The organism is Streptomyces corynorhini, from assembly GCF_003346515.1.
In the GTDB taxonomy this organism is placed as follows: domain Bacteria; phylum Actinomycetota; class Actinomycetes; order Streptomycetales; family Streptomycetaceae; genus Streptomyces; species Streptomyces corynorhini.
Genome location: NZ_QQNA01000087.1, coordinates 18,558 through 31,118, shown reverse-complemented (window position 1 = coordinate 31,118; position 12,561 = coordinate 18,558). Strand labels below are relative to the sequence as shown.

6 protein-coding genes are annotated in these 12,561 nt (G+C 71.3%); 2 read left to right on the top strand and 4 right to left on the bottom strand.

Translation table 11 applies throughout. The features are described from left to right. On the top strand, window positions 1-540 hold a 540-nt coding region (locus DVH02_RS12810; protein ID WP_114623915.1), incomplete at its 5' end, for a sarcosine oxidase subunit gamma. Between the two features lie 60 nt (window positions 541-600). On the opposite strand, the gene DVH02_RS12805 is transcribed toward DVH02_RS12810, so the two are convergent. Further along, complete coding sequence (locus DVH02_RS12805; protein WP_114623914.1) at window positions 601-1,233, bottom strand: MBL fold metallo-hydrolase; 633 nt, start codon at window positions 1,231-1,233, stop codon at window positions 601-603. 53 nt (window positions 1,234-1,286) lie between these two features. Between DVH02_RS12805 and DVH02_RS12800 the strand changes: the two genes are divergently transcribed. Next, the gene (locus tag DVH02_RS12800; RefSeq protein WP_114623913.1) at window positions 1,287-1,763 is read left to right on the top strand and encodes a MarR family winged helix-turn-helix transcriptional regulator; all 477 of its coding nucleotides are present in this window, start codon (window positions 1,287-1,289) and stop codon (window positions 1,761-1,763) included. A 241-nt stretch (window positions 1,764-2,004) separates the two neighbouring features. Here DVH02_RS12800 and DVH02_RS12795 read toward each other — a convergent pair whose 3' ends face one another. The 3 genes from DVH02_RS12795 to DVH02_RS12785 all read right to left on the bottom strand — a co-directional run bounded on the left by DVH02_RS12795 (window position 2,005) and on the right by DVH02_RS12785 (window position 12,415). After that, on the bottom strand, window positions 2,005-3,468 hold the full coding sequence (locus DVH02_RS12795; RefSeq protein ID WP_114623912.1) for an MFS transporter: 1,464 nt from the start codon (window positions 3,466-3,468) through the stop codon (window positions 2,005-2,007). Window positions 3,469-3,776: 308 nt separating this feature from the next. Continuing rightward, window positions 3,777-4,736 carry a hypothetical protein gene (locus tag DVH02_RS12790; protein WP_114623911.1) on the bottom strand — a complete coding sequence of 320 codons (960 nt, stop codon included), beginning with the start codon at window positions 4,734-4,736 and terminating at the stop codon, window positions 3,777-3,779. A gap of 107 nt (window positions 4,737-4,843) precedes the next feature. Beyond that, the gene (locus DVH02_RS12785; RefSeq protein ID WP_114623910.1) at window positions 4,844-12,415 is read right to left on the bottom strand and encodes a type I polyketide synthase; all 7,572 of its coding nucleotides are present in this window, start codon (window positions 12,413-12,415) and stop codon (window positions 4,844-4,846) included. Window positions 12,416-12,561 lie beyond the last annotated feature (146 nt).

Below are 12,561 nucleotides of genomic sequence, written 5' to 3'. Positions count from 1 at the left end.
CGTACGGCCACTCCGCCGCGCGCCGTCCGCGCGGCGGAGTGGCCGTACGCCGTGATGCTCAGCCTGCGCGTCGCGCCCGGGTCGGCGGCTGCCCGCCGGATCGAGGAGCGCCTCGGCGCGGCGCTGCCCGGCCACTGCGGGCGGACCGCATCCGCGGGCGCCGGTACGGTGCTCTGGCTCGGCCCGGACGAATGGCTCCTGGTCACACCCCCAGGGGAGCGGCCCCGTACCGCCGAACTCCACCGGGCGCTCGACGGCGCCCCCGGCTCCGTCGTGGACGTCTCGGCCCACCGCACCGTCGTGGAGCTGAGCGGCCCGTCCGCCCGCGACGTACTGGAGAAGGGCTGCGCCCTCGACCTGCACCCGCGCGCCTTCGGCAGCGGCCGGGCCTTCGCCACCCGGCTCGGCCCCGTCCAGGTCGTCCTCTGGCACACCGCCGAGGACATCTGGCGGCTGCTGCCCCGCGCGTCCTTCGCCGACTACCTCGCGCGCTGGCTCATCGACGCGATGGGCGAATACGCCCGGCCCGAGGTGCGGTGAGGTGAGGTGAGGTGACGACGCTCGGGCCGCCCGCACCCCTACGAACCCCTCCCCTGTGGATCACACCTCGGTGGACGCGCCCGGGGCGAGGTTCTCCAGCGGGACGCCGGTCAGTCCGTCCGCACCGAGGAATCTGGCGGCCGAGTTCCGGCCCAGCTCGCTGAGCATCAACTCGTGGATCTGGACGGTACGGCCGGGACGCACAGCCCGCACGAAGTCGGCGGCCTCGCCGAACTTGGTCCACGGGCCGCTGGTCGGCACCAGCAGGGTCTCGACGGCGGCCTCGGGCACGACGTACGAGTCGCCGGGATGGAAGACGCGGCCCTCCACGAGGAACCCGACGTTGCGCACCCGCGGGATATCGGCGTGGATAAGCGCGTGGTCCTCGCCGTGCACGGTCACGTGGAAGCCCGCGACCTCGATCCGGTCACCGGCCGCGACCGCGAAAGCCTGGTCACCGAGGGTCGCGGCCGCCTCCGCTGTCGTGTGCACCGTGAGGCCGGGGCGTTTGGCCAGCTCCGCTCTGAGCGCGGTCTCGTCGAGGTGGTCAAAGTGCTCGTGAGTGACGAGGATCGCGTCGGCGCGGGCGATCAGGTCGGCCGCGTTCGGTGTGAACGTACCTGGGTCGATCAGCAGCGTACGGTCACCGTCGGTGAAGGTGACGCAGGCATGGGCGTGCTTGGTAAGGCGCATGGTCTTCCTCTCTCCTCACCAAAAACTGTACAGCCACCTTGTATATTTTCCTGATGGCACTTGATGACGACGACATCGCCGAGAAGCTGCGGCGCTCGGTCGGCCGGTTCGTACGGGCCGTCCGCGCCCGCGCGGACACGGTTCCACCGGCGCAGGCCACGGCGCTGGGCACGCTCGACCGCGAGGGCCCGCGGACCATCGCGGAGCTGGCCGCCGCGCATCGTGTGAAACACCAGAGCATGAGCCGTACGGTCGGCGACCTGGAAGGGCTCGGCCTGGTCAGCCGCTCCCGCAACGAGCGCGACGGGCGCTCCTTCCTCATCGCGATCACTCCGGCGGGCACCGAAGCCCTCGAAGGCGACCGGCGCACCCGGCGCCGCTGGCTGGCGGACACCCTGGCGCGGCAGCTGACCCCGGACGAGAGACGCGTCCTGCTCGCCGTCCCCGACCTGCTCGACCGCCTCTCGGAAGCGGCCGAGCGGTCGGCGCGGCCCCGGCCGGGGGCGGCGGAATCCGGCACGGAACGCTGAGGCCGGCACAGCCGCGGCCGATTCTCCTGACGGCCCGTCGGTCCGTCGGTCCGACGGTCCGACGGTCCGACGGTCCGACGGCTGACGGTCCGACGGCTGACGTGGTCGTTTCCCCCGCCCGAGCGGTCAGGTCCGCACGCGCCGGGCGTGGCGGCGCGGGGCGGGGCGGGCCCGACCACCACCGCTCATGGCCGGAACGACGACAGCCGTCCGCGCGCGCCGACGCCTCGCCGCGAGCGGGTCATTGGTTCGACCCGCTCCGGCTCGGCGCGTCGGCCGACGGGACGGTCGGTCCGGCCTCGGCCTCGGCTTCGGCCTCGGGCGAGCGCTTGCGGGCCAGGGCGAGGCTGGTCATCATCGTGATCGCCATCGCGACGACACCGACCAACGCCGCCGCGGTGTAGGCGCCGTCGTTCGGGAAGACATGGCCGGTGTCGGTGCCCGCGGCGAGGACCAGGCCACCGATGGCGCTGCCGAGTGCGTACCCGACGCTGCGCACCACGTAGTTGAAGCTCATCGCGCTGGACGTCTCGCTCTTGGGGGTGGCGGCCAGGATGACGCCGGGCATGGCGGCCGAGAAGCTGCCGACGCCGAAGCCCAGCACACTCATCGCCAGGAACAGCTCCGTCAGGTTCGACCGGGCCGCGGCGAAGAGGACGAACCCGCCGCCGATGACCACCGCGCTGCCGGCCAAGAGGTAGGGGGCGTCGATCCGTTCGCGCAGCCGGGGCGTGAGCTTGCCCGCGACGAACCCCAGCACGGAGAACGGGATGAGGACCAGCCCGGCGACGAAGGTGGTGAGCCCGTACCCGTAACCGGCGCTGTGCGGCGTCTGCGCGTACCGGGTGATGAGGGTGAGCAGGATGTACATGCCGATGGCGCCGACGAACATGGTGACATTCGCTCCGGCGACCGCGGGGTGCCGTAGCGCCCGGAGATCGACCAGGGGCGCCTTGCCGCGCAGTCCGGAGACGGCCCAGACGGAGAGCAGGAGCGCGGCGACGACGGCGAGGACCACCGCCACGGCGAGGTGCTCGCTCCACAGGCTCCGCTCGCCGGCAAGGAACAGGACGAGGCACAGTCCACCCGCCAGGAGGAGCGCGCCCGCTATGTCCACGTGGGCGGAGCGGCCCTCGGGGGCGGCGGGTACGGAGCGCCAGGCGGCCAGGAAGGCAAGGGTGGTGACGGACAGACCGAGACCATAGGCGGCGCGCACCCCGCCGAACTCGGTGAGCAGACCGGCGAGGGGGTAGCCGACACCGACACCGATGATGGAGACCACCGAGATCAGGGCGATGGTGGGCGCGCTGCGCTCCTCGGGGAGATGGTCGCGGGCCACGCCCATCATCAGCGCCGTCAGACCGAGCCCGATGCCTTGCGCGGCCCTGCCGACGAGCAGCCACGCGAACGGCAGCGGCAGCACGGTGAGCGCGCTGCCGACGACGACGACCGCCAGCGTGACGAGAATGGTGGCTCGCCGGTGCGGACCGGCTCCGAGCCGGCCGAGTACGGGTGTGGCGACCGCGCCGCTGAGCAGCGCGATGGTCAGCGTCCACTGCGCGCTGCTGAGTGAGACGTGGAACGTGGTCGCCACGCTGGTGATGAGCGGCGCCCCGAGACTGGCGACCGCCGCCACGACCAGCGCGATGAACATCAGGGAGGGGACCAGCAGCCGCGCCTCGGAGTGCTCCCGGGTCGTACTCATCGGCCGGCCCCGGTCATGAGGTGGTCGAACAGGCCAGGACGGACGCGGGGAGCCTGACGCGGCAGAGCCGTTAACGCGGGTTGGGAGGTCATCCACCGGACCGTATGGCCCGGAGTGAACCGCCGTCCAATCCGGTAATCGACTGATCTTGATAGCCGTAGGCTATCGACCGCGGAGGCGGCGGCTCGTCGCCTCGCGGCCGTCCCGTGGGCAGGCACCGCACCCTCGGTGTCACATCGGTGACCTCCGTCCGGGCGTACCGGAAGTCCGCCGCGCGATCGCCCGCGAACCCACCTCGCCGCGCGAGGTCAAGCACCGCTGAGGAAGGGGAGTACGTCCGCGGCATCCGTTATGCCGGATGGCGGGCCATCGACCCGGGTGCCCGGATGCGCGTTCTGGATGATCATTGGTGCGAGTGTCGGGGTGGTGTTGATCTCGATGAAGTGGTTGATACCGAAGTTCTCCTGAAGGTCCTCGATGGATTCGATCAGGTTCGCGGGTTTGGTCCAGATGGCGAGTGACGCCTTTCTGACCGTGTCGGTTTCGACGATGGGACGGCACTCGGTGGTGAAGTACAGCGGGGGCAGCACGGGCCGCACGGTCCTTTCTTTCTGCCGAAGGATCGCCCGGAGGGCCGCGGGCTTGAACAGCGGGGTGTGGATGGGGAGGATGGCGGCGAGACGCCTGCAGGGGACGCCTGTGCGTTCCGCGTGCGTCTCCAGCAGGTCCAGGTCGCCGAATCGGCCGCAGACAACCGTCTGATGCGGCGTATTGATCATGCCGACGTGGAGGCCGTCCTCCGAGATCTGCCGACACATCGACCGAGCGGTCCGCTGGTCGACGGCGAGGGCGAGCATTCCGCCCCGCAGTGAAATCCTTTTGGCTTCGAGGAATCCTGTGATGAGGACGTCGATTGTCTCTTCCATGGACATGAGGTCCGTGATCACGCTCCCGACATTGAAGCCCGCGCCATGTCCGAGAAGGATGGACGGCTGAACTTTCAGATCGAGTGACGCGTATACGGAGTACGGGACGAGCGTCGCCGCCACCAGATTGTGGACGTATTCCGCTTCCGGGCCGGGGGACGGTCCGGAATCTCTGACGGTCAGCCTGCGGGTCACGGGTGGCTGGCCGATTTCCGCGAGCTTCCGGTCCGTTGCCTCAAGGGCGGCGGCCACACTCGCATTCGCGTGAGCCAGCGTGCACAGGATCCCCGGCGGGTAAGGGTTGCTGAATGGCGGAAAGGCGAGGGCTGTCGTGAGCGGCATCTGTTCCCTCCCGGGATATCTGCCCGTTCTCGGCCGCCAGGAGCGGCCACCGGCTGTGCCGACCTGCTGGGGCGCGGCCGTTTCCGGTCGCGCCGACGCGGGGTTGGTCAGGACGGGCTCTCGGGGCGCAGGTGGCGGAGGACGGTGGTGGCGATGCTGGTGAGAGGTGCGGTCATGACTTCGGGGGCGGGGATCGCGCAGCCGGTGTGGCGGCGAATGTGGCCGATGAGTTCGGTGGCGGTGAGGGAGTCGGCGCCGAGTTGATCGATGCGGCGGCCGGAGTCGACACGATCGGGTGTGGTGTGGAGACCGGAGGCCAGCCAGGAGGTGAGGGCGTCGAGCAGTATCGGGCGGGCTTCCTCCGCGGTGGCGGCGGCCCGCAGGCGCGGCAGGAGGCTGTCGTCGGCGCCCGCGTCCGGTGTGTGGACCAGCATCGCGGTACGGGGTGCGGTCACGGCGGGGAGGAACGCCATGAGCGCTTGCTCACGGCCCCGGGATTCGGCGACGACCGCGGTGACCGCGGAGTCCGGGTGGTGCAGCAGCGTGTCGAAGCGGTCCAGCGCCTGGGATGAGGTCATGGGAAGGATTCCGTAGTCGCTCATCACCGAGGTGATTCCGCTGCGGAGCACGTATCCGGCGTCGGAGATCGCGCCCAACTGCAGGACGGAGGCGGGCAGGCCGTCGTGCCTGCGTCGGCGCGCGATGTTCTCCAGGGCAAGGCTGGCGGCGCCGTACGAGGCTTGCCTCCGGTTGCCGAGCAACGCGGCGAAGGACGAGTACAGGGCGAAGAAATCGAGGGTGCGCCGACGGGTGTGGGAGTCGAGGAGAAGCGCTCCGGTGAGTTTGGGACGCAGGACGGTGAGGTAGCGCTCGACGGACAGGTCGGTGATCTCGTCGTCGTCGAGGACCATGGCGGCGTGGACCACTCCGGCGAGCCGGCGTCCGCTCGCGTCCAGGTCGTGGAAGAGCCGGTCGACGGTTGTCGGGTCGGAGATGTCGACGGCGCGCGCGTCCACCTGGACTCCCTGGTCGTTCAGGCTGCTGACCAGGGCGACGGCGTCTTGGTTGCGTGCGGTGCCACGTCGGCTGACGAGGGTGAGGTGACGCGCTCCCCGGCGGACCAGGTGCCGGGCGGTCTCGGCTCCGAAGCCGTCAAGGCCGCCGACGACCAGATAGGTCGCCGTGGGATCCAGTACGGGCGGCTCGGGGGCGCGATCGAGGAGAACCCCGTCGTCGAGGACGACGACCGTCTTCCCGGCCCCCTGACCGGCCAGGAGGCCGTCCATGGCCTCGTGCACCCGGTCGGCGGGGTAGACGGTGTGCGGCAGGGGGCGGCATTCACCGCTGTCGATTACCTTCTGCAGGTCGTCCAGGCAGCGGTCCACCGTGAGCGGGGATTGCTCGAACCAGCCGACGACATCGACGGCGTGCAGGGTGGCGTCGCGGTCCAGGGGCGGCGTGTGCGGCGTCGGTGATGGCGCGACGAGCGGTCCGACGTCGAAGAAATGCCCCCCTGGCGCCAGCAGGTCCAGCGCACGCCGTCGCAGGTCCGCCGTGATGGAGCTGAGGTTGACGATGACATCGACGCCGCCCCGGGTAACGTGCCGGACCTCCTCGGCGAAGCCGGGAGCACCCGAGTCCACCACGTGGTCGACCCCCGGAAGACGCAGCAGGGCGCGCTGAGCCGGAGTGGGGGCGCCGACGACGACACGGCTCCCGGCGCGCCGGGCGAACTCCATGGCCGCGAGCCCTGTCCCGTCGGATCCACCCAGGATGAGGACGCTGTCGCCAGGCCCCAGACCGGCCAGGTGTCCCAGGACGTGGTGCGTGGTCAGCTGAGCGATGAGCAGGGTCGCCGCTCCGGCGAAGGTGATCTGCTCGGGGAGTTTCACGACTCGGTCGGCGCGCAGGTTGATGTGCGAGGCCAGCCAGCCGCCGTGGGTGATCCCGGCGACCCGGTCTCCTGGGAGGATGCCGGTGACGTCGTCTCCGACGGCGGTGACGGTCCCGGCGCCTTCGCAGCCGAGATGGACGTCGCCCGGACGTGCGCCACGGGGCGGGAGCAGGCGCCCGGAGGCGAAGAGAGCGTCACGGCCGTTGAGGGCCGCGGCCCGCACGCGGACGGTGATCTCGCCGGGCCCGGGGTCGGGGACGCCGCTGTCCTGCCAGACGAGCCGGTGGGGGGTGCCCGCTTCGCCGTGGACGGCCAGCGCGAAGGGCGCGGTGGCGCCGTGGGCGCGTGTCCGCCGGGTCTCCGGCAGGGACTGCACGCGCACGGCGAAGCGCCCATGACGAGTGATCACGCATTCGTCCTCGGCGTCGGGGTGGGTGATCTCGTACGCGACGTGTCCGGCCGTCTGCCGTGCCGACCCGGTGGTCCCGCCGACGGCACGGATCCTGCGGACGGTCAGCAGCGGCTGTTCGTTGGCCAGGGTGCGGGTGGCGCCCCACAGGGCCGCGCCCGTATGTGTCATCGGGGCGTCCAGACTGTCGGCGGTCGTGGACGCGACCAGCCACAGGGTGGGCCGAAGCGCTCCGCCGGTCTGCGCGCAGACGGCCGCCAGCGTACTCAGCCGCGCGCAGGCACGGGCGGCACGCGCGGTCACCCGCTCGGCGGTCACCCGCTCGGCGGTCGTCCGCTCGGTGTCGTCGGCGATCAGGACGATGTCGACCGGCCCCGCGGCCGGCAGCAGAGCGGCCCAGTCCGTCTGCCCGCGCGGAGCCGAGCGCACCACCTCGCGTGTTCCCGTGGCGGTCAGGGCGGCTGCCAGGAGGTCGCCCAGAGGATCGGCGGAGCTGTCCGCGCTCTCGGTGATCAGCAGGCACGGGGGGGTCGCGCCGCCCGCGTCCTGGTCGCGCGGTGTGCTGCCGGGCCGAGTGCCCATGGCGCGGACCGCCGCGATCACCGATCCGGGAACGCCCTCCCGGTCCGGCTGTGCGCTCAGGAACGCGGCGGCTGAGAACCCCGCTTGCTCCAGGACCGACGGCCACTGCTCGCGGGTCAGCGCCGCGCCGGCCGGCCGCAGGGCGGTGTCGGAGGACTCCCAGAAGGAGTCCAGTATCCCGAACAATGTCGCGACGTAGGTGTTGCTGTGCATTTCCAGGGCGACGAGCTGACCGTTGTGGTCCAGGAGCGTGGCCGCGTGACGCAGCCCCTGAGTGATGTCGACCGTGGTGTGCAGGGCATTGCTCGCGACGACGAGATCGAAGGATCCCGCCGCGAACCCCTGCTCGGTGGGATCGGTGCTGAGGTCGAGGGCGTGATATTCGAGGAAGTTGAAGGCGGCGAAGCGAGCCTCGGCCTTGGGGAAGAACGCAGAGGAGACGTCGGTGTACACGTAGTGCGTGCGTTCGGGCGGCAGGTGGGGCAGGATGCGCGCGGTGAAGCCCCCGGTGCCCGCGCCGATCTCCAGAATCCGCAGGGGCCGGTCGGCCGGCCAGTCGGCCAGGGCGGCGCGGACGTATGCCACGGCGGTATCGGACAGGTAGGTGAGCCCAGGATCGTGGTTGTACACCTGCGCCGCGATCGGACCGGATTCGCCGAACAGCACCTCCAGCCCCTCCACCTCACCGGTGAGGACGCCGGGCAGGCTGCGGCCGACCCACGCGGCGGCCTGCCACATCACGACCAGCTCAGGGAACGCGTTCAGCCTGTCCCGCAGAAGCTCCTCAGGCACCGGTGTGCCGCGTCGGCACCAGCCTCCCTCGGCACGAGCGGTCAGCAGCCCGTACCTGACCGCGATCGCCAGCATCATCTCCACCAACGGGCACAGGCTCTCCCTGACGCCGGCACTCCTCAGGTCGTCGAGGCCGAAAGCCTGTCCACCGACCGGTCCCGCGACCTCGATCGCCCCTCGTGCCACCGCGGAGTCCAGGATGCTGTTCACCGCGGCCACCATGTAGTGCGCGCTCAGCTGCCGAGACCTTTCCAGGTGGCCGTCGTACCCGTGGTCGCGGACCGCGTCGTCGAGCCGGGTGACGACCGGGCCGCAGTCCTCGACGACGCGTGAAGGCGGCGGGAGCGGGCAGGGGGTGCCGGGCAGCGCGGTCATCCGCGGGCGTGCCCTGAGCACTTCGTCGTAGACCCGGGGTGCGGGAGAACCGCTGTTCTCGATGCGCCGCGCGTACACGTCCCCCAGGTCGAGCAGGACCGTTCCGTCGGTGTCACAGACGGTGATGTCGCACACGAGCCCGGTCTCGACGACAGACGTCAGCCGCAGGTACGCCAGGACGGTGGCGGGCAGCGGACCCCAGACGCGGACGCTGCCCACCGCCACCGGGAGGTGGGGAACGTAAGGGTGCGCGGAGCCGGAGACGACGCGAGCGGACAGCGGCAGCATCGCTTGGAGGCAGCCGTCGAGGAGCACGACACGGGCCTGATGCTCGGTGCCGACGAACTGATCCGTGTGGAGCCTCGCCAGCCCTTCGCCGTCCTTGACGGACAGCGTCGTCAGCGAACGGAACGCCGGCCCGTAGTTGAGCGATACCGCGGCGCAGGCCCGGTAGTGGTCGGACATGTCCACGGGCTCGTCGACGCGGCGGGCGAGAGCGGCCACGTCCAGCGGAGCGGGCCTGGCGTCGGCCGAGCCGCGCCACCGCCCGTTCACGTGCTGGACGGCCTCGATGTCCTCCCCGGTGTGCCCGGCGACGACGAAGGTCCCGTCGGGGCGGACGGTGGTGGTGGTGCGTACCGGAGCCGATCCGGGCTCGCCGGGCAGGACCAGCGACCTGGCCAGGGATATGTCGAGCAGTTCCACGGGTCCGCCGTGCACCTCGCGGGCCGCCGACAGCGCCATGTCGAGAAAGGCCGTGCCGGGCATGACGACGGCGTCACCGATCCTGTGATCGGCGATCCAGGCCGCGCTCTGCTCCCGGCCCCACGTCGGGTCGGCCCCGAGCAGGCGCCGGCCCAGCAGCGGATGGGACGCGACCGGCTGCGACGGCGGCGCGATCTCGTGGTCGGACCACCACGAGGGGTCTCCCAACCGGTAGCGCCGGCGCTGCCACGGGTAGGCCGGGACGTCCACGACGCGACCGCCCTGGGGGAAGAACCGGTCCCAGTCCAGCCGCGCCCCGGCCGCGACCGCGCGCAGGACGGTGCCGCTCAGCGCCGGTGGGCCCGCGCTGATCCGGGTCAGCGTCGACGCCACCTCCACCGACGCTTCCCCGTCGACGGCGATACGGCGCAGGTAGCCGCTGAGCGCCGGGTGCGGACCGACCTCGACGAGAACGTCACAGCCGTGCTCCTCACCGATGAGCGCGGCGACCGCCGCGGCGAACCTGACCGGTTCCCGCACGTTGCGCCACCAGTAGTCGGCGTCCATCTCGTGCTCCGCGACCGCGCGGCCGGTGACGGTGGAGACCAGCGGGATCCTGCCCCGACCGGCCGCGACCTCGCCGAGTCCGGCCAGCAGCGGGCCTCGGACGGTGTCCATCGCCGGGCTGTGGAAGGGGTAGTCCAGGCGCAGGAACCGGAAGGACACGCTGTCGCGAACACAGCGATCCTCAACGGCCTCCAGTGTCCGGCTGTCCCCGGCCAGGGTGACGTCGTTGCCAGAGTTCACAGCCGCGATCACCACACGGCCGCTCGCCCCCGTCTCGTCGAGCAACCGCTGAGCCCGCGCGGGTGACAGCGCCAGCGCCGCCATCCGCCCGGTCCCGAAGGTGGGCGCCTGCGCGAGGCTGCGGTGCGCGATCACCCGACACGCCTGGGGACGATCAAAAATTCCGGCGCAGTAGGCGGCCGCGACCTCGCCGACGCTGTGACCGCAGACCCCGTGCGGTCGCACGCCCCGCTCGCGCAGCGACATGACCAGTCCGGCCTGCAGGGCGAACAGCATCGGCTGCGCCACCTCTGTCAGCGCCCACCGCCCGCTGTCCGGCGCCGCCATCTCCGCCTCGACCGACCAGCCCAGCAGCGGTTCCAGTTCGCGGCTGACAGCCCGGACCTCGGCGGTGAAGGCGGCGTCCTGCCCCAGCAACTCCGCGCCCATCCTCGGCCACTGGGTGCCGTTCCCGCTGAAAATGAAACCGACACGTCCCCGGGCCGTACTGACGGCCGACGCCGCCGCGTCCGACGCGCCCCTTTCCGCCGTCTCCCGCAGTGCCCGCGCGGCCGCCGCGCCGCTGGAGGCCAGCACGGCCGTGGACAGCTCACGGCGCTCGCGGCGCCGCACCGTGGTGAACCCGACATCCACTAGGGCGGAATCGTCCATGCCTTCCAGGTACGAGGCCATCGTCAGCGCCGCCTCGCGCAACGCCGCCTCGGTCCGGCCGGTGACCACCACCGGCACGGCCGCACCCGGCCGCCTGTCCTCGGTCCGCGCGGCCCCGTCCCCGGTGACGCCCGGGACCGGCGGCGCGTCCGGGGACTCCAGGACCACGTGCGCGTTCGCGCCGCCGATACCGAACGAATTGACCCCGGCGATACGCCGCGCACCGGCCCCACCGTCCAGTGGCCGCATCGCCGTCACCGGGTCCAGCCCCAGCCCGGCGAAATCGATCGCCCGGTTCAGCGGTTGGGCGTGCAAGGTGGCGGGCACCCGCCGCTCGCGCAGGACCAGCATGGCCTTGAACAGTCCCGCCATACCGGCCGCGGCTTCCAGGTGCCCCAGATTCGACTTCACCGACCCGATGGGCAACGGCTTCCCCCCGCGCCGCCGCCCCAGAATCCGCCCCAGAGCCTCGCACTCCACCGGGTCGCCCGCCGCCGTCCCCGTCCCGTGAGCCTCCACGTACGACACCTGGTCGGCGCGCACCCCGGCCTCGGCGTACGCGCGCTCCAACATCGTCGCCTGCGTATCCGCACCGGGCAGGGACATCCCGAGGGTCCGCCCGTCGGCATTGACCACCGAGGCCCTGATCACCGCGTGCACCCGGTCACCGTCGGCCAGCGCACGGCTCAATGTCTTCAGGAGCACCACCCCCGCGCCCTCCGACCGGACGAAGCCGTCGGCGTCCTGCGAGAACGAGTGGCTGCGCCCGGTCGGGGAGAGCATCGACGCCTGGCTGGAGATGACGTGCCCACCCGGGCCGAGCACCAGGTTCACCCCGCCTGCCAACGCGACCTCACACCGGCCGGAACGGACCGTCTCAGCCGCCAGATGCAGTGCCGTCAAGGACGACGAACACGCCGTGTCCACCGTGTGGGACGGCCCATGGAAATCGAACAGGTACGACAGGCGGTTCGCCGCACCGAACGCCCCCGTACCGGTGGGGGCGAACGAGTTCATCACCCCGGGACGTCGCATCAGCAGACCCCAGTAGTCCTGGACGGTCATCCCCATCACCACCGCCACGTCAGAACCCGCCAGCAGCCGCGGATCCACGCCCCCGTCGTCGAATGCCTCCACCGCGCACTCCATCAGCAACCGTTGCTGCGGATCGATCTGGCCCGCCTCCTTCGGCGAAATGCCGAAATACTCCGGGTCGAACCCCCACACGTCCCCGAAAATACCGGCCGCCCCGGTATACGCCTTCCCGGCTCGCACCCCGCCGTCGTCCACAACGAAATCATCGGTACGGAACCGGTCGCCGGGTACCGACGTCACAAGATCCTGACCGGTGGCCAGGGCATCCCACAATCCGCCCAGCGTGGTGATCCCTCCCGGGAGGCGGAGCCCCACCCCGATCACCGCGACAGACTCCCCCGCCCCTTCGGCAGTCCTCGCACCCGTCATGCCGCCTCGCTCCTGACTCACCGTCACCGCAGCTGCCTTTCACGTTTTTCCGCACGCGCGATCGCCCGCGTTCTCCGCATGCGTGAGCGCACGTGTCACCGGACAGGGGATACTGAAATCACTTAGAGGCCGCGCGAATAGGTGGG

Coding starts and splice junctions, on each gene's coding strand:
- DVH02_RS12805 (WP_114623914.1), bottom strand. CDS start 1,233: ATGCGCCTTACCAAGCACGCCCATGCCTGCGTCACCTTCACCGACGGT.
- DVH02_RS12800 (WP_114623913.1), top strand. CDS start 1,287: ATGGCACTTGATGACGACGACATCGCCGAGAAGCTGCGGCGCTCGGTC.
- DVH02_RS12795 (WP_114623912.1), bottom strand. CDS start 3,468: ATGAGTACGACCCGGGAGCACTCCGAGGCGCGGCTGCTGGTCCCCTCC.
- DVH02_RS12790 (WP_114623911.1), bottom strand. CDS start 4,736: ATGCCGCTCACGACAGCCCTCGCCTTTCCGCCATTCAGCAACCCTTAC.
- DVH02_RS12785 (WP_114623910.1), bottom strand. CDS start 12,415: ATGACGGGTGCGAGGACTGCCGAAGGGGCGGGGGAGTCTGTCGCGGTG.